General features: G+C 74.2%; 13 protein-coding genes. 4 read left to right on the top strand and 9 right to left on the bottom strand.

Annotation, left to right across the window (positions count from 1 at the left end; translation table 11 throughout):
• Positions 1–47: 47 nt before the first annotated feature.
• Complete coding sequence (locus tag ACIQI7_RS29660; protein WP_401115796.1) at positions 48–308, top strand: hypothetical protein; 261 nt, start codon at positions 48–50, stop codon at positions 306–308.
• A 67-nt stretch (positions 309–375) separates the two neighbouring features.
• On the opposite strand, the gene ACIQI7_RS29655 is transcribed toward ACIQI7_RS29660, so the two are convergent.
• Complete coding sequence (locus tag ACIQI7_RS29655) at positions 376–702, bottom strand: hypothetical protein (protein WP_401115793.1); 327 nt, start codon at positions 700–702, stop codon at positions 376–378.
• On the bottom strand, positions 699–1,145 hold the full coding sequence (locus tag ACIQI7_RS29650; protein ID WP_401115790.1) for an SAV_915 family protein: 447 nt from the start codon (positions 1,143–1,145) through the stop codon (positions 699–701). The genes ACIQI7_RS29655 and ACIQI7_RS29650 overlap by 4 nt, the downstream gene beginning before the upstream one ends.
• A gap of 390 nt (positions 1,146–1,535) precedes the next feature.
• Between ACIQI7_RS29650 and ACIQI7_RS29645 the strand changes: the two genes are divergently transcribed.
• Positions 1,536–3,758, top strand: coding sequence for an NADP-dependent isocitrate dehydrogenase (locus ACIQI7_RS29645; protein ID WP_401115787.1), 2,223 nt, complete (start codon positions 1,536–1,538; stop codon positions 3,756–3,758).
• Between the two features lie 150 nt (positions 3,759–3,908).
• On the opposite strand, the gene ACIQI7_RS29640 is transcribed toward ACIQI7_RS29645, so the two are convergent.
• Both ACIQI7_RS29640 and ACIQI7_RS29635 read right to left on the bottom strand, forming a co-directional pair.
• Positions 3,909–4,496 (bottom strand): YdcF family protein, encoded by a 588-nt coding sequence (locus ACIQI7_RS29640; protein ID WP_401115784.1) that lies wholly within the window; start codon positions 4,494–4,496, stop codon positions 3,909–3,911.
• Positions 4,497–4,654: 158 nt separating this feature from the next.
• Entirely contained in the window at positions 4,655–5,683 is a 1,029-nt protein-coding gene (locus tag ACIQI7_RS29635) for a cytochrome c oxidase assembly protein (RefSeq protein ID WP_401115781.1), read from the bottom strand.
• A gap of 221 nt (positions 5,684–5,904) precedes the next feature.
• Between ACIQI7_RS29635 and ACIQI7_RS29630 the strand changes: the two genes are divergently transcribed.
• Positions 5,905–6,849, top strand: a complete 945-nt coding sequence (locus tag ACIQI7_RS29630) for an NAD-dependent epimerase/dehydratase family protein (protein ID WP_401115778.1) — start codon at positions 5,905–5,907, stop codon at positions 6,847–6,849.
• Positions 6,850–6,937: 88 nt separating this feature from the next.
• Here the strand turns inward: ACIQI7_RS29630 and ACIQI7_RS29625 are convergent, their stop codons facing one another.
• From ACIQI7_RS29625 to ACIQI7_RS29605, 5 genes are all read right to left on the bottom strand, one after another.
• Positions 6,938–7,933 (bottom strand): 2-hydroxyacid dehydrogenase, encoded by a 996-nt coding sequence (locus ACIQI7_RS29625; protein ID WP_401115775.1) that lies wholly within the window; start codon positions 7,931–7,933, stop codon positions 6,938–6,940.
• A gap of 169 nt (positions 7,934–8,102) precedes the next feature.
• On the bottom strand, positions 8,103–9,128 hold the full coding sequence (locus ACIQI7_RS29620) for a 6-phosphofructokinase (protein WP_387759175.1): 1,026 nt from the start codon (positions 9,126–9,128) through the stop codon (positions 8,103–8,105).
• Positions 9,129–9,479: 351 nt separating this feature from the next.
• The gene (locus ACIQI7_RS29615; RefSeq protein ID WP_387759176.1) at positions 9,480–10,208 is read right to left on the bottom strand and encodes a type 1 glutamine amidotransferase; all 729 of its coding nucleotides are present in this window, start codon (positions 10,206–10,208) and stop codon (positions 9,480–9,482) included.
• A 46-nt stretch (positions 10,209–10,254) separates the two neighbouring features.
• Complete coding sequence (locus ACIQI7_RS29610; RefSeq protein ID WP_401115770.1) at positions 10,255–11,517, bottom strand: MurT ligase domain-containing protein; 1,263 nt, start codon at positions 11,515–11,517, stop codon at positions 10,255–10,257.
• Positions 11,518–11,779: 262 nt separating this feature from the next.
• Complete coding sequence (locus ACIQI7_RS29605) at positions 11,780–12,493, bottom strand: GNAT family N-acetyltransferase (protein ID WP_401115767.1); 714 nt, start codon at positions 12,491–12,493, stop codon at positions 11,780–11,782.
• A 287-nt stretch (positions 12,494–12,780) separates the two neighbouring features.
• Here ACIQI7_RS29605 and ACIQI7_RS29600 point away from each other — a divergent pair, with 287 nt between their 5' ends.
• A complete protein-coding gene (locus tag ACIQI7_RS29600) occupies positions 12,781–16,794 on the top strand; it encodes an amino acid adenylation domain-containing protein (RefSeq protein WP_401115764.1) in 4,014 nt (1,337 codons plus the stop codon).
• The last annotated feature ends 82 nt before the right edge of the window (positions 16,795–16,876 follow it).

Genomic DNA, 16,876 nt, shown 5'->3' with positions numbered 1-16,876 from the left:
GCGTCCTGTGGTCGCCGGGGGGCCGCCGGCGTGCTGTGGTGGGCCGCATGAACAGCTCACTCCCGGCCCGGGTGGCCGCCGCGACCGCCTCCCTCCTCCTGCTCACCACCGTCGCCGGGGCCGTGGTCGCCACCGCCGGAGCGGCCGGGGCGACCGGGCGCCGGGACGTCACCGCGGAGCAGTGCCGGGGCGCGGGCGGGCACGTCGAGGGCAGCGGCTACTGCGTCGACGCGGCCGGCGACGACGCCTGGGGCCAGCCCATCGACGGCCAGGCGATCAACCCGGATCCGCGGCCCGGGGAGGAGTGAGCCCGGTACGGGCCCCGCGCCCCGGCCCCGGGTGGGGCGCGGGGCGCGGGGCCCGTGGCGGTTCGGGTCAGGGCACCGGGCGCAGGGTGACCGGTGCCGGGGTGAGGGCGCGCAGGACCAGGTCGATGCGCACCCTGGTGGCGCCCGCGCGGTGCAGGGCGGTGGCGATCGTCCGCAACTCCTCGGGGCCGGTGCAGGCGAGGCGCAGTTCGAGGTCGGCCTCACCCGCCAGGGCCAGGCCGCTCTGGACGGCCGGGAACTCGGCCGCGAGGCGGTCGAAGTCGAGCGGGACCGGGCCGTGGCTGATCCGGGCGATCGCGTGCAGCGCCCTTGCGGGCTGGGCCTGTCCGACCGGAGCGGGACCGGCCGGGACGAGCTGGAGCGGTGCGGTCACCGGTGCTGGAACTGGACGGTCGGGGTGGCGGTCGGGGTCGGGCTCGGGCTCGGGGCGCCGGGCGGCGCGGCGGGGGTGGCGGGGGCGGCGCCGGGCGGTGCGGCCGGGGACGGGGTGGCGACGGAGGGAGTGGTGACGGACGGGGCGGTAACGGAGGGAGCGGTGGCGGGCGGTGCGGTGGTGGGGGCGGCGGTGACGGACGGGGCGACCAGCCTCGGATCCACCACCAGGGCGTCGATCCCGAGCGGGGCGAGGAGGCCGCGGAGGGCGGGCTCGCCGAGTTCGGTGTGGGCCTGGTCGGGCCCGAGGAGGGCGGTGAGGGCTTCGAGGCTGGAGAATCCGACCGCGCAGCGGCGGCCGTCGCGCAGGCGGAACAGGCGGAGTGCGGTGGTGCTCCCGGTGCCGGAGGCGGTTACCGGAACGTGCCAGACGAGGCGGGCCATGCGGATGCTCCCGAGTGGGGTGGTGGTGCCTGCCGGAACTACTTCCTCGAAGCTAGGGCGACCCGGCCCGGGGGTCGCCGGTCCTGACGCACCGTTGACCGAATGGGGTCGCGCGTTGACGCACTCCTGACGTCCGGCTCACCCGGGTGGAGCAAACCACCGGTCGGGCGTTCCGCTTGCCACCCGTCCAGACCCGGACGACCGTGGAGTTCGCGCCCGCTCACACCTCGTCCCGTCCGGCTGTCACGGCCGCCGGAACGCCCCCGCCACGGGGGCCGCCGCACCCGCCGACCGGACCGGTACGCGTTCGGAGGCGGGGGGAGGTGGAGCCGGAGGCCCGTGACGAGATATCTTGACGTCAAGACGTTGGAGACGTGAAGCGGAGTACCGATGACTGACTCGACCATCATCTATACGCACACCGACGAGGCTCCGGCCCTGGCGACCTACTCGTTCCTGCCGGTGGTCCAGGCCTACGCCTCGACGGCGGGTGTGCGGGTGGAGACCCGCGACATCTCCCTGGCCGGGCGGATCATCGCGAGCTTCCCGGAGCGTCTGACCGAGGCGCAGCGGATCGGCGACGCCCTGGCCGAGCTGGGTGAGCTGGCCAAGACCCCGGCCGCCAACATCATCAAGCTGCCGAACATCTCGGCCTCGGTGCCGCAGCTCAAGGCCGCCATCGCGGAGCTGCAGGCCCAGGGCTACGCCCTGCCGGACTACCCGGACGACCCGCGGACCGACGAGGACAAGGACGTCCGCGCCCGTTACGACAAGGTCAAGGGCAGCGCCGTCAACCCGGTCCTGCGCGAGGGCAACTCGGACCGCCGGGCCCCGCAGTCGGTCAAGAACTACGCCAAGACCCACCCGCACCGCATGGGCGCCTGGTCGGCCGACTCGAAGACCAACGTCGCCACCATGGGCGAGAACGACTTCCGGTCCACCGAGAAGTCCACCGTGATCGCCGCCGACGGCGCCCTGCGCATCGAGCTGCTCGGCGAGGACGGCACCACCACCGTGCTGCGCGAGAAGGTGCCGGTGCTGGCGGGCGAGGTCGTCGACGCCTCGGTGCTGCGCGCCGCCGCCCTGAACGAGTTCCTGGCCGCGCAGGTCGCCCGGGCCAAGGCCGAGGGCGTGCTGTTCTCGGTGCACCTCAAGGCCACCATGATGAAGGTCTCCGACCCGATCATCTTCGGCCACGTGGTCCGCGCCTTCTTCCCGAAGACCTTCGCCAAGTACGGCGAGGTGCTGGTCGCCGCCGGTCTGAACCCGAACAACGGCCTCGGCGGCATCCTGGCCGGCCTCGACAACGTGCCGCACCTGGGTGCCGAGATCAAGGCCTCCTTCGAGGCCGAGCTGGCCGAGGGCCCGGCCCTGGCCATGGTCGACTCCGACAAGGGCATCACCAACCTGCACGTGCCGAGCGACGTCATCGTCGACGCCTCGATGCCGGCCATGATCCGCACCTCCGGCCACATGTGGGGCCCGGACGGCAAGGAGGCCGACACCCTCGCCGTGCTGCCGGACAGCAGCTACTCCGGCGTGTACCAGGCCGTCATCGACGACTGCCGCGCCCACGGCGCCCTGGACCCGGCGACCATCGGCTCGGTGCCGAACGTCGGCCTGATGGCCCAGAAGGCCGAGGAGTACGGCTCGCACGACAAGACCTTCGAGATCGCCGCCGCAGGCACCGTCCGCCTGGTCGACACCGAGGGCAACGTGGTGCTGGAGCAGGCCGTCCAGCCGGGCGACATCTTCCGCGCCTGCCAGACCAAGGACCTGCCGATCCAGGACTGGGTCAAGCTGGCCGTCACCCGCGCCCGCGCCACCGGCGTCCCGGCGGTGTTCTGGCTGGACGAGGACCGCGCCCACGACGCGGTGCTGATCGGCAAGGTCAAGCAGTACCTGCCGGAGCACGACACCGAGGGCCTGCAGATCGAGATCAAGTCGCCGGTCGAGGCCACCAAGTTCTCGCTGGAGCGCATCCGCCGCGGCGAGGACACCATCTCGGTGACCGGCAACGTGCTGCGCGACTACCTGACCGACCTCTTCCCGATCCTGGAGCTGGGCACCAGCGCCAAGATGCTGTCGGTCGTCCCGCTGATGGCGGGCGGCGGCCTGTTCGAGACCGGCGCCGGCGGCTCCGCCCCGAAGCACGTCCAGCAGCTGGTCAAGGAGAACTACCTGCGCTGGGACAGCCTGGGCGAGTTCTTCGCGCTGGCCGCCAGCTTCGAGCACCTGGCCGGTACCACCGGCAACGCCCGCGCCCAGGTGCTGGCCGACACCCTGGACCGCGCCACCGGCACCTTCCTCAACGAGGACAAGTCGCCGAGCCGCCGCCTCGGTGGCATCGACAACCGCGGCAGCCACTTCTACCTGGCCATGTACTGGGCCCAGGAGCTGGCCAAGCAGACCGCCGACGCCGAGCTGGCCCAGGCCTTCGCCGGCCTGGCCGCGACGCTGACCGAGCAGGAGTCGGCCATCGTCGAGGAGCTGATCGCCGTCCAGGGCGCGCCGGTCGACCTCGGCGGCTACTACCAGCCGGACGCGGCCAAGGCCGCCGCGGTGATGCGCCCGTCCAAGACCTTCAACGAGGCGCTCGCCAACCTCGGCTGAACCAGGCCGAGTCGAGCTGACGAAGGCCCCGGGTCCGATGCGGACCCGGGGCCTTCCGGCTGCCCGGGCAGCGGCGGGGGCGGGCCTTCCGGCTGCTCTGGCGCCGGCCCACGGCTCCGCGCGGGCGCCGTCCGGCCCCGGACTTCCGGGTCAGGCGCGGCCGAGCAGGGCGAGGGCGGTGCCGACGGCCTCGCGCAGCAGCAGGTACGGGCCGTGTGCCAGCGGGCCGTCCGCGCCGAGCACGGCGGCGGGGACGCCGGCCCGGCGGGCGGCCAGGGCGGAGCGGACGGTGTGGAAGCCGTTGGTGACCACCGTGCAGCGGTAGCCGGGGCGCTCGGCGGCCATCAGGGCGGCGCTGAAGCGCAGGTTCTCGGCGGTGTTCACGGCCCGCTCCTCGCGCCGGATCCGCTCGGCCGGGACGCCGCGGGCGACCAGGTAGCGGGCCATCGCGGCGGCCTCGGTGCACTCCTCGTGCGGGCCCTTCCCGCCGGTCACCAGGACCAGCGGGGCGTACCCGGCCTTCTCCTCGGCGGCGAAGCGTTCCAGCGCGGCGTCCAGCCGGGCCGCCAGCGGGCGCGCGGGCTCGCAGCCCTCCAGCGCGGCGCCCAGCACCACCAGGTAGTCGGAGCCGGCCGGCGCGGGCCGACGGCGGTGGTGCAGCGCCAGGCCGAGGAAGCCGAGCAGCCAGAGCAGGACGGACCCGCAGAGCAGGACGGCGACGATCAGCAGGACGTGCATGTCCGTTCGAACGCGTACGGCGGAACGACCGTTCCGGCCTCCGGCGCCACCGTCGTTCCGGGGCGGGCCGGGGAACGACGGAACCCCCGTTGCTCGGGTGGAACGGGGGTTCCCGGGAACGGGGGTTCCGCAGCGGGTGGCGGCGGGTGTGGGCGGGCTCAGCCGGCCTCGGCCGCCGGGGCGGCGCCGGTGACCGGGGCGACCGGAGCGGTGGGGGCGGCGGGGGCCGCACCGCCCGCGCGCCGGTCGCGCTTGTGCAGCGAGGCCAGGTAGGCGTTGTACGCCTCCAGCTCGGCGTCGCCGGTGCGCTCCTCGGAACGGTCGCGGCGGCGGGCCTGCCGCTGCTCGGAGCCCATCCACTGGTAGACCAGCGCGATCAGCACGATCGCGGTCGGGATCTCGCCGAACGCCCAGGTGATCCCGCCGGCCAGTTTCTGGTCCTCCAGCAGGTTCGTCCCCGGTGGTGCGCCCTCCACGGTGAAGGTGGTGACCAGCGGGTGCCCGGCCATCATCACCGCCACGCCGAAGAAGGCGTGGAACGGCATCCCCATGAACAGCTCGATGATCCGCATCACGTGGCCGGGGCGGTGCGGGCCCGGGTCCACGCCCATGATCGGCCAGAAGAAGGCCAGCCCGGTGAACAGGAAGTGGACCATCATGAAGATGTGCCCGAGGCGGTACTGCATCAGGAAGTCGAACAGCGGGGTGAAGTACACCCCGTACAGGCTCGCGATGAACATCGGGATGGTGAACGCCGGGTGCGAGATGATCCGGACGTACCGGCTGTGCAGCAGCGCCACCAGCAGCTCGCGCGGCCCGCGCGGACGGCCCTTGCCGGTCGGGCGCAGGGCGCGCAGCGCCAGCGTGATCGGGGCGCCCAGCAGCAGGAGGATCGGCGTCAGCATGGAGAGCACCATGTGCTGGATCATGTGCGCGCTGAACAGCACCATGCCGTAGTCGTTCAGGCCGGTGCAGGTGACCAGCAGCATGCTGGCGACACCCGCCGCCCAGCCGACCATCCGGCCGACCGGCCAGCGGTCGCCGCGCCGGTACAGCCGCACCACGCCCGCCGCGTACAGTCCCAGGACGACCAGGCCGCCGAGCAGGAACACCCAGTCGGGGGACCAGGTCCAGGCGTTCGACAAGCTGAACGGGCCTAGTCGGGTCATCCCGCCGTGGTGGTGCATTCCTGACATTCCGTCGCCCATCGGCGGGTCCTGCTTTCCGTCCTCGTGGTCCCTGGTGAGGGTCCGGTTCGCCCGTTTTGCTTGACCTACAGCCTAGGTGGGCCTTACCTCGGGCCACCCGCCGCCCCCTCCGTACGGGTGTCCCCCGCCGGGCCGCCCGCTGGCTAGACTGACCGGCCGGTCGGCAGGAAGGTTCGGAGATGGCGACGGAGGACGGACCCGTGGCGCACCCCACGGTCGCGCTGACCGGGGCGACCGGTTTCATCGGATCCGCCGTGCTGGCGGCCCTCGCGGCGCGCGGCGTCCGGGTGCGGGCGCTGGCCCGCAGACCGCCGCAGGAGGCCGCGCCCGGCACCGCCTGGGTGCCGGGCGACCTCGCCGACCCGGCGGCGCTCACGGACCTCTGCACGGGCGCCGGGGCGCTGGTGCACCTCGCCTCCCGGGTCGACGGCGGCGCCGAGGAGTGCGAGGCGGTGAACGACCGGGGCACCGCCGCCCTGATGGCGGCCGCCACCCGCGCCGGGGTGCGGCGGATCGTCCACCTCTCCACGGCGGCGGTCTACGGCGAGGGCCCGCACGCGGACGTCGACGTGGACGAGGTGCCGCCCGCGCCGGTCTCCGAGGCCAGCCGCACCCGGCTGCTCGGCGAGCGCCACGCGCTGGCGGCCGGCGGGCACGTGCTGCGCCCCGGGCTGGTGACCGGGACCGGCGACCGCTGGGTGGTGCCCGCCCTGGCCGAGCTGGTCCGCCGGGTGCCGGTCCGCTGGGAGGGCGGCAGCAGCCGGCTCTCGATGGTGGACCGCGCCGACCTGGCCCGGCTGATCACCGTGCTCGCCCTGGACGGGCACACGGCCCCGCCGGGCGTCCACCACGCCTCGCACCCCGAACCGGTCCGCGGCGGCGACCTCCTCGCCGCCCTGGCCGCCCTCGGCCTGCTGCCCGCCCCGGACGGCCCGGCCGTGCCCTGGGAGGAGTGCCGCCGGCTGCTGGCCGCCGCGCCCGGCCGGGTCTCCGAGCGCCAGTTCGGCCTGATCGCCCGCGACCACTGGTACCGCAGCGAGCGGATCTGGCGCCTCGCCGCCTGTCCGCCCGGCCCCGGCCCGCTGGCCCGCCTCCCACAGGCCGCCGGCTGGTACCGCGAGGTGCTCGGCCGGGGGCCGGCCTGACCGGCGGGGGTGTCCTGACCGGCTGAGCGGCCCGCCGGTCGCCGTGCCGGGTACGGGCGTGAGCGGCGCGCCGGCGTCCGGGGCCCGCTCAGCTCCTCGGAACGAGGGTGTTCTCGTTGGTGCGGCCGGCGGCGAAGTCGTCGATGTTGCGGGCGGTGGCGTCGATGATCTGGCCGACGGCGGTGCGCGTGAAGTAGGCCTGGTGGCTGGTGACCAGGACCTGGGGGAAGGTGACGAGGCGGGCGAGGACGTCGTCGGTGATGCCGTGGACGGAGCGGTCGGTGAAGAAGACGCCGGTCTCCTCCTCGTAGACGTCGAGGCCGACGCCGGAGAGGCGTCCGGCGCGCAGGGTCTCGACCAGGGCGGCGCTGTCGACGAGGCCGCCGCGGCTGGAGTTGATGAGGATGGCGTCGTCCTTCATGCGGGCGAGGGCGGCCGCGTCGATGAGGTGGTGGGTGGCCGGGAGGAGGGGGACGTGGAGGCTCACCAGGTCGGCGCGGGCGAGGAGTTCGGGCAGTTCGGTATAGGTCGTGCCGAGGTCGAGGCAGGCCGGGTTCTGGGCGATGTCCCAGCCGAGGAGGGTGGTGCCGAATCCGGCGGCGATGCGGGCGAAGCACTCGCCGATCTTGCCGGTGCCGATGACGCCGACGGTCATGCCGTGGATGTCGCGGCCGAGGAGGCCGTCGAGGCGGAAGTCGAACTCGCGGGTGCGGTTGGCGGCGCGGGTGAGCCGGCGGTTGACCGCCAGCGCGAGCGTCCAGGCGTGCTCGGCGACCGAGTACGGGCTGTACTGGGAGACCCGGGCGACGGTGAGGCCGAGTTCGGCGGCGGCGTCGAGGTCGATGTTGTTGAAGCCGGTGGAGCGCTGGGCGACCAGCTCGGTGCCGCCCGCCGCCAGGACGGCGAGGGTCTCGGCGTCGAGGACGGCGTTCACGCTGCTGCTGACGGCCGGGTGGCCGGCGGCGAGCGGGGCGGTGTCGCGGTTGAGGAACACGTCCAGGCAGCGCAGTGCGTGGCGGCCCGCGAACGCCTGCTCCAGCAGCGGCCGTTCGTCGGCCTGCACCCCGTACGCGAGGATCTCCATGCCCGGTCCCTCCAGTCGGCTCCTGCGGTCACGCTAGCGGGCCGGGTCGGGCGCCGCCCGCCGGGTGCGGGGAGCACGAAGCCCCCGGACCCCCGCCGGGCGTGGGGAGCACGAGGCCCCCGGACCGCGCGGTGCGGGGGCCGGGGGCCGGTGGGAGGGCGGTGGGGGGTCAGATGACCGTCTCGGCCTCGAGGTAGCGGTCCTGCGGCACGGTCTTCAGCTCGGCGACCGCCTCGGCCAGCGGCACCAGGTTGATGTTGGTGCCCTGCAGCGCGGTGATGTGCCCGAAGGCGCCCTTGTGGACGGCCTCGACGGCGTGCCAGCCGAAGCGGGTGGCGAGCACCCGGTCGTAGGCGGTCGGGGTGCCGCCGCGCTGGGTGTGGCCGAGGATCACCGGGCGGGCCTCCTTGCCGAGGCGGTGCTCCAGCTCGCGGGAGAGCTGGGTGGCGATGCCGGTGAACCGCTCGTGGCCGTAGATGTCCTTGGTGCCCTCCTCCCAGTGCATGGTGCCGGGCTCCGGCTTGGCACCCTCGGCGCAGACCACGATGGCGAACTTCTTCTGGCGGTCGAAGCGCTCGCGGACGACGTCGGTGAGCTTGTCGATGTGGAACGGGCGCTCCGGCACGACGATGGCGTGCGCGCCGGCCGCCATGCCCGCGTTCAGCGCGATCCAGCCGGTGTGCCGGCCCATGACCTCGACGACCATGACCCGCTGGTGGGACTCGGCGGTGGTCTTCAGCCGGTCCAGCGCCTCGGTGGCCACCGAGACGGCGGTGTCGAAGCCGAAGGTCACGTCCGTGGCGGCGATGTCGTTGTCGATGGTCTTCGGCACGCCGACGATCGGCAGGCCCGCGTCGCTCATCAGCTTGGCGGCCTTCAGGGTGCCCTCGCCGCCGATCGGGATGACCGCGTCCAGACCGAGGTCGGAGCAGTACTTCCTGGCCCGCTCGACGCCGTCCCGCAGGTGGCTCGGCTGGACCCGGGAGGAACCGAGGATGGTGCCGCCCTGGGCCAGGATGCCGCTCACCGAGTCCAGGGTCAGGGGGCGGTGGTGGCCCTCCAGGAATCCGCGCCACCCGTCCTCGAACCCGATGATCTCGTCGCCGTGGTCGACCACCCCCCGGTGGACCACGGAACGGATCACCGCGTTCAGGCCGGGGCAGTCACCGCCGCTGGTCAGCACTCCGATACGCATTAGCTTTGCAACTCCCGAGCAGAACCGAGGAACGGCCGGACTACAGGCTGGGACGACGAGCCGTCACCGTGACGGGGCGCTCCCGCGCCGTGGTGGCGGGGAGGTGGCCGTGGGGTGAAGGACCGGCCGATCCGGACGAAACGCCCGAAAACGGCCGCGAAGTCGAGCATACGGCCCCTGGTCCGGCCGGGCAGGAGCCGACGCGGGAGCGGCGCCGTCGGCGCCCCCGCGCGGAATTGCAGCCTGCTGCCGAGGAGGGTGTGCAGTAGGCAGCCCCATTGTGGTACGTCCGGGGCCGCCCGCGGACCGGGTGACCGCATGGCGGGCACCCGGCCGGGGCGTACGGACGTACTACTGGGGACGCGTCGCGGCCGCGATGCGCTCGGCGCGCAGCGCGTCGTACCAGGTGGTGTCGGCCGGCGGCAGGGCGCTGACGTCCAGCGCCAGCTTCAGCAGCATGTCGGCCACGGCGGGGTTGCGGGCCAGCACCGGGCCGTGCAGGTAGGTGCCGAACACGGTGTCCCGCCAGGCGCCCTCGGTGCCGTCACCGGTGCCGTTGCCCCGGCCGACGCTGACGGTGGCGAAGGGCTGCACGCCCTGGCCGAGGTGGGTGACGCCCTGGTGGTTCTCGAAGCCGGTCAGCTGCGGCAGGCCGAGCCGGGGGTCGACGTCGGCGAGCACGTCGCCGACGCAGCGGGCGCCCTCGCCGCGGGTGGTCCAGACGTCGAGCAGGCCCAGGCCCGGCTCGCGCTCGCCGAGGTCGTTGATGAACTCGTGGCCCATGATCTGGAAGCCGGCGCAGACGCCGAAGATGATCGCGCCGTTCTCGGCGGCCCGCACCAGGCCGCTGTCGGCGCGCAGCCGCTCGGCGGCCAGGCGCTGCGGGCGGTCCTCGCCGCCGCCGATCAGGTAGATGTCGCCACTGGTGGGGATCGCCTGGTCGGAGCGGACGTCGATCCGGGTCACGTTGAGGTGGCGCTGGCGGGCCCGGCGCTCCACGACCAGGGCGTTGCCCCGGTCGCCGTAGGTGCTGAGCAGGTCCGGGTAGACCCAGACCACGCGCAGGCTGCTCTCACTCATCCTCGAAGGCCTTCCGTCACGTAAAGACTGGTGTGCGGGCGCGGCATCAGCCGGCCACGACCTTCCGCAGCTGCTGGAAGGCGGTGTAGTTGGCGATGGCCTCGATCCGGCCGGGCGGGGCCATCCGGACGGCCTGCTCCAGGGTGTCCACCACGTGGAACTGGAGCCCGGCGACCTCCAGGCGGACGGCCAGGTCCAGCTTGCGCTGGCCCATCACGAAGACCGGGTGCCCGGCGAGGCGCTCGTAGTCGACGTCCCACAGCCAGGAGGTGTCGGTGCCGTCGGCGTCGAGGGCGTTGACGGAGAGGATCACCGGGGCGGGAGGGCCGTCGATCAGCGAGAAGGTCTCCAGCCAGCCGGCCGGGTTCTTGGCGAGCAGCAGGCGGATGTCCCGGCCCTGGTACTGGACCACGTCGTAGCGGCCGGCCACGGCGGCCACCGAGCGCATCCGCTCCAGGGCGACCTGCGGGGCGACGCCGAACACGGCGGCGACGGCGGCCGAACTGGTGGCGTTGGCCAGGTTGGCCCGGCCAGGCAGCTGGAGCTGGATCGGCCAGGCGCCGCGCTGCGGGTCGATCACGTGGGTGCCCTGGAGCGCCCAGTGCGGGTTGGGCCGGCGGAAGCCGCAGTCCTGGCAGAACCAGTCCTCGCCGGGGCGCTGCATCACGCCGCCACAGGCGGGGCAGGACCAGGCGTCCTCCTTCCAGGCCTGGCCGGCGGCCACCCAGACCACCTTCTTGCAGGAGGAGGCGGCCCAGGTCACCAGCGGGTCGTCGGCGTTGGCGATGACCACGGCCTCGGTGTTCTGGAGGCCCTCGCGCCACTTCTCGGCCATCATCCGGGTCTCGGCGGCGCGGTCGAGCTGGTCGCGGGAGAGGTTGAGCAGGGCGATCGCCTTGGGACGGGTGTCGCGGGCGACCGTCGCCAGGTACTTCTCGTCGACCTCGATCACGCCGAAGCGGGCGTCCGTGCCGCCCGCCAGGGCGGAGGTGATGCCGGCGGGCATGTTGGCGCCCAGGGCGTTGGAGACCACCGGGCCGGCGGCGCGCAGCGCCTCGGCGATCAGGCGGGTGGTCGTGGTCTTGCCGTTGGTCGCGCTGACCAGGACGACGTCGAGGTGGTCGGCGAGGGTGGCGAGCAGGTCGGGGTCGAGCTTGAGGGCGACCTTGCCGCCGATCACCGAGCCGCTTCCGCGCCCGGCCTTGCGCGACACGGCGGCGGCGACCCGGCCGGCGGTGACCGCGATCTTGGCGCGTGCCGGCAGCGAGGCGTCGCGTGCGCCTGTGGGCTCCGATTCGGTGCCTGCCATGCTCAGTGGTTCCTCCTTGCTGCGGCACCACCCGTGGCCGGATAACGGGCCGTCGGGCGGCGGGGACGGGGGTCAGCCTACCGACTCCGTCGCCCGACCGGACGAACCGGACCCCACGCCGCCTGCTGCGACGCGCTCGCGGGTACTGCTGAGGGCCCGTCAAGGAGGGCGGTGTACGGAGCGACCCCTTACGGCTTGACGACGCTCCGCGGGCACCGCCGGGTTCCCGGGGCGGCCGGGTAAGGATCTGGTGAAGAAATGATCAGCGGCCCGGACGGTGGACGCGACCGGCCGGATCCGCGGCGGCCAGCGTGGCGGTGATCACCAGGGTGCCGTCCTCGGCCCGGAAGTCCAGCGGCGCGCCCAGCCGTCGCATCGCGGCGATCAGGCCGCTGTTGCCGCCCTGGGTCACCGCGTACACCGTCCGGACGCCGGCCGCCCGGGCCGCCGCCGACAGCCGCCGCAGCAGCGCCAGGCCCAGCCCGCGCCGCTGCCAGGCGTCCTCGACCAGGACGGCCAGCTCGGCCTCGTCGTCGTCCCACATCAGGTGCCCGAGTGCGACGACCCGCCCGTCCGGGGCGGTCACCGCGTAGCTGCGGCCGTGCCGGGGGTCCAGCAGGTGGTCCAGGTAGCGGCCGGCGTCGCGGACCGGCCCGTGGTAGCGCCGGCGCAGCGCGGCGGGGGAGCAGCGGTCGTGCATCGCCAGCGCCGCCGCCCGGTCGGCCGGCCCGGCCGGGCGCAGCAGCAGCTCCGTCCCGTCCGGCCCGGACAGCCGGGACGGGGCCTCCGGCGCCCGGTCGGCGGGACGGGCCGCGGGTGTTGGGTGCGGCTGCGGGTGCGGCCGGACGGTCCGGTACGGGCCGCCGGTGAGCGCGGGCAGCCGGGTGGCCTGGCCCTCGGGCGCCGCGCACCTGCGGTCGGACCTGCGGAAGGGCCGGTGCCAGAGCCGTTCGGGGCGAGTGCGTGATGCCGTCATGCCGCCGACGCTACCGACGGTGCGCTTCCGCTCGGTTACGTGATCGTGAACGTCCGCATGCCCCCGCGGCCCGACCGAGGCGTCGGGCCACCGGGCCGGGCGGCGGCGGGACCGGCCCGGGACCCGCCCGGGACGGGGGCGTAACCGGCCGGGACGGCGCCGGCGCAGGTCCCGACCGGTGCCTCATGCGGCCGGGACGGCGGGCGGCCGACGGTGGATGACGTTCCCGGCGCTCCCGGTGAGCGGGAGGCCGGGCCCCGTACGTCCACGCACCGAAGGTCGTTTCCATGCGCGACACCCCGTCCGTCCGCACCACCGACACCTCCGCCCGCACCGACACCTCCACCGGCGCCGACACCTCCACCCGCACCGAGAGCGGCACCGGAACCGCCACCCCCGCCGTCCCGCACGCCCGCCGCGCTCCGGTCGGCACCGCGCTCACCGGGCTGCTGGACCGGCAGGCGCGCACCCGGCCCGGCTCGCCGGCCGTCCTCGGCGAGGGCGGCGGCCTCACCTTCCGGGAGCTGTCCGCGACCGCCCGTCGGCTGGCCGAGCGGCTGCGCCGCCTGGGCGCCGGCCCGGACGGCTGCGTCGGCCTGTACGTCGAGCCGTCCGTCGAGCTGGTCGCCGGGGCCTGGGGCGTGCTGTACGCCGGCGCCGGCTACCTGCCGCTGGCGCCCGAGTACCCCGAGGAGCGGCTCCGCTACATGATCGAGGACAGCGGTACCCGGATCGTGCTGACCCAGGCGCACCTGCGTGAGCGGCTGGCCGCGCTGGTCCCGGCCGGGACGGCGGTGGTCACCTTCGAGGACGCCCCGCCGGTGCCGGCGCCGGTGCCGGACGCCCCGCCGGTGCCGGACACGGCTCCGCTGCCGGACACGGCGCAGGAGGAGGCCGTCGGACCGGAGTCGCTGGCCTACGTGATCTACACCTCGGGCAGCACCGGCCGGCCCAAGGGCGTGATGATCGAGCACCGCTCGGTGGTCTCCCAACTGCGCTGGATGCACTCCGCCGGGTACCTCGGCCCCGAGGTCACCGTGCTGCAGAAGACCCCGATGAGCTTCGACGCGGCGCAGTGGGAGATCCTCGCCCCGGCCGTCGGCGCCCGGGTGGTGGCCGGCACGCCCGGCCTCCACCGGGACCCGGAGGCGCTGGTCGCCGCCGTCCGGCGGCACCGGGTGACCGCGCTGCAGTGCGTGCCAACCCTGCTCCGGGCGCTGCTGGACACCGAGGGCTTCACCGGCTGCACCGGCCTGACCCGGCTGTTCTCCGGCGGCGAGGCGCTCTCCCGACGGCTCGCCCGCGAGCTGGGGCAGGCCCTGCCCCAGGCGGCCCTGGTCAACCTGTACGGCCCGACCGAGTGCACCATCAACGCCACCTCGCACCTGGTCGACCCGGCCGATCCGGCCGACGGCGCCGGCTCGGTGCCGATCGGCCGTCCGGTGGCCGACACCCGCTGCTACGTCCTCGACGAGGAGCTGGTGCCGGTGGCCGCCGACGGCGTCGGCGAGCTGTACATCGGCGGCGTCCAGCTGGCCCGCGGCTACCTGAACCGCCCGGAGCTGACCGCGGAGCGGTTCGTCCGCTCCCCGTTCGCCGCCGACGAGCGGCTGTACCGCACCGGCGACCTCGTGCGGTGGAACCCGGACGGCACCCTCCAGTTCGCCGGCCGGGTGGACAACCAGGTCAAGCTGCGCGGCTACCGGATCGAACTGGACGAGATCGCCCGCGCGATCGAGGAGCACACCTGGGTGCGCCGCTCGGCCGCGGTCGTCACCGGGGACGACCGCACCGGCCACCCGAACCTGGTCGCCTGCGTGGAGCTCAACCCGCGCGAGGCCGCCCTGATGGACCAGGGCAGCCACGGCGGCCACCACCAGTCCAAGGCCAGCAAGCTCCAGGTCAGGGCCCAGCTGTCGGACCCGGGCCTGCGCGAGCCGGCCCGGCTGGCGGGCCGCGAACGGGTCGGACTGCCCGGCCGGAAGGAGACCGAGGCGCAGCGCCGGGGGACCTTCGCCCGCAAGACCTACCGCTTCTACGACGGGGGCGCGGTCACCCGGGACGACCTCACCGCCCTGCTCGCCGCGCGCCCGGCCGGCGCCTTCGGCCGCGACCTGGCACTGCTGAGCCTGCCCGAACTCGGCCGCGTCCTGCGGTGGTTCGGCCAGTTCCACAGCGAGGAGCGGCTGCTGCCGAAGTACGCCTACGCCTCGCCCGGCGCGCTGTACGCGACCCAGCTGTACCTGGAGACCGGCGGCCTGGACGGGCTCGCGGCCGGGCTGTACTACTACCACCCGGTCGAGCACGTCCTGGTCCGGATCGGCCCCGCCGAGCCCCGGGCCGAGGCGTACCTGACGCTGCACTTCTCCGGGAAGCACGGCGCCATCGAGCCGGTCTACCGGAACAACATCAGGGAGGTGCTGGAGTTCGAGACCGGCCACATGCTGGGCGTCCTGGAGGAGGTGCTGCCCGAGTACGGGCTGGACGTGCGCCCGCTCGGCCTCGACCCGGCGGTCCGGGACCGGCTGGACGTCGCCGAGGAGGACCACTACCTGGGCGGCTTCGCGGTCGTCCGGGCCGACGGCGCGGTGCGGGCCGAGGGCGCCACCGAGCTGTACGTCCAGGCCCACGAGGGCCGGGTGGACGGCCTGCCGGGCGGCCTCTACCGGTACGCCGACGGCGAGTTGACGCACGTCTCGGACGCGGTGGTGGAGTCCCGGCACGTGATCGCGATCAACCAGGCCGTCTACGCCCGGGCCGCGTTCGGCATCACCGCCGTCAGCCGCGCCGAGGAGGAGTGGCTGGAGTACATCGTGCTCGGCGCGGTGCTGCACCGCCTCCAGCGCAACGGCCTGCGCCTGGGCTTCATGTCCTCCGGATACAGCTCCAGGTCCGGCCACCCGCTGCCCGCCTCGCGCCGCATCGACGAGATCCTGACCGGCCGCGGCATCACCCCCGGGCCGTCGTACTTCTTCCTCGGCGGAAAGGTGAGCGAGGAGCAGATCCGCAGTGAGGGCATGCACGAGGACACCGTCCACATGAAGGGCCCGGCCGAGATCATCAAGGACGAACTGGCCAACCTGCTGCCCGACTACATGCTGCCCAACCGGGTGCTGGTGATGGACGCCCTGCCGCTCACCGCGAACGGCAAGGTGGACCTCAGGGCGCTGGCCGCCTCCGAGGCCGTCCGCACGGCCGACGTGCGCGGCGAGTACGTCGCCCCGGCCACCGACCACGAGCGGTGGCTGGCCGAGGCCTGGGGCAGGGCGCTGAAGTACGAGGACGTGTCGGTGACGGACGAGTTCTTCGCCGTCGGCGGGAACTCGCTGATCGCCGTCGCCCTGGTCAACCGGATCAACCGCGAGTTCGGCGTCACGCTGCCGCTCCAGGTGCTGTTCGAGTGCCCCCGGCTGGGCGACCTGGCCGCGCGCATCGAGCGGGCCCGCGGCGCGGCCGGGGCCGAGGCGACCGGTTCCCGGCTGATCCCGCTGCACCCCGGGGAGGCCGGCCGACCGGTGTTCTGCTGGCCCGGGCTGGGCGGCTACCCGATGAACCTGCGGCTGCTCGGCCGGGAGGCCGGTGCGGGCCGGGCGTTCTACGGGATCCAGGCGCACGGCATCAACCCGGGCGAGACGCCGTACCCGACCATCCGGGAGACGGCCGCCGCCGACGTCGCCGAGCTGCGCCGGGTGCAGCCGGAGGGCCCGTACACGCTGTGGGGCTTCTCCTTCGGCGCCCGGGTCGCCTTCGAGGCGGCCTGGCAGCTGGAGCAGGCCGGGCAGCGGGTGGAGCGGCTGCTGCTGATCTGCCCCGGCAACCCGAAGGTGCGCCAGGACGACGGCCGGCAGTGGGGCCGCGAGGCCTCGTACGCCAACCCGGCGTACCTGACCATCCTGTTCGGGGTGTTCACCGGCCGGATCAGCGGTCCGGAGCTGGAGCGCTGCCTGGCCGGCACGGCGGACGAGCCGGCCTTCGTCGCGGCCGTGCACCGGATGCTGCCGGAGCTGGACGAGGAGCTGATCCGGCGGATCACCGGGATCGTCGGGGAGACCTACGAGTTCGAGTACAGCTTCCGGGAGCTCGCCGAGCGGCGGCTGGACGCGCCGGTGACCGTCTTCAAGGCCGCGGGCGACGACTACTCCTTCATCGAGGGCAGCACCGGCTACTCGGCCGCCCCGCCCACCGTGGTCGACCTGGCCGCCGACCACTACGGGGTGCTGCGGGAGCACGGGGTGGCCGAGCTGGCCGCCGCGATCCGGGAGGTGGAGCGGTCGGTGCCCGGCGATCTCCCGGGCCGCTGATCGGATGATCAGGACACGCTCACGGATGGCCCATGATCCGTGAGCGGCGGCGCCCCTTCGGATAGGGATGGCTCGGCTTTCC

Source organism: Kitasatospora sp. NPDC092039 (assembly GCF_044756065.1).
Taxonomy (GTDB): domain Bacteria; phylum Actinomycetota; class Actinomycetes; order Streptomycetales; family Streptomycetaceae; genus Kitasatospora.
The sequence above is the reverse complement of the archived record's forward strand: the minus strand, read 5'-3'. Positions and strand labels throughout refer to the sequence as shown.

Excerpts from the sequence above, each read along its gene's own strand:
- ACIQI7_RS29625 (WP_401115775.1), bottom strand. The coding sequence starts at position 7,933 with ATGGAGATCCTCGCGTACGGGGTGCAGGCCGACGAACGGCCGCTGCTG.
- ACIQI7_RS29635 (WP_401115781.1), bottom strand. The coding sequence starts at position 5,683 with ATGCACCACCACGGCGGGATGACCCGACTAGGCCCGTTCAGCTTGTCG.
- ACIQI7_RS29615 (WP_387759176.1), bottom strand. The coding sequence starts at position 10,208 with ATGAGTGAGAGCAGCCTGCGCGTGGTCTGGGTCTACCCGGACCTGCTC.
- ACIQI7_RS29605 (WP_401115767.1), bottom strand. The coding sequence starts at position 12,493 with ATGACGGCATCACGCACTCGCCCCGAACGGCTCTGGCACCGGCCCTTC.
- ACIQI7_RS29620 (WP_387759175.1), bottom strand. The coding sequence starts at position 9,128 with ATGCGTATCGGAGTGCTGACCAGCGGCGGTGACTGCCCCGGCCTGAAC.
- ACIQI7_RS29600 (WP_401115764.1), top strand. The coding sequence starts at position 12,781 with ATGCGCGACACCCCGTCCGTCCGCACCACCGACACCTCCGCCCGCACC.
- ACIQI7_RS29610 (WP_401115770.1), bottom strand. The coding sequence starts at position 11,517 with ATGGCAGGCACCGAATCGGAGCCCACAGGCGCACGCGACGCCTCGCTG.
- ACIQI7_RS29650 (WP_401115790.1), bottom strand. The coding sequence starts at position 1,145 with ATGGCCCGCCTCGTCTGGCACGTTCCGGTAACCGCCTCCGGCACCGGG.
- ACIQI7_RS29640 (WP_401115784.1), bottom strand. The coding sequence starts at position 4,496 with ATGCACGTCCTGCTGATCGTCGCCGTCCTGCTCTGCGGGTCCGTCCTG.
- ACIQI7_RS29660 (WP_401115796.1), top strand. The coding sequence starts at position 48 with ATGAACAGCTCACTCCCGGCCCGGGTGGCCGCCGCGACCGCCTCCCTC.
- ACIQI7_RS29645 (WP_401115787.1), top strand. The coding sequence starts at position 1,536 with ATGACTGACTCGACCATCATCTATACGCACACCGACGAGGCTCCGGCC.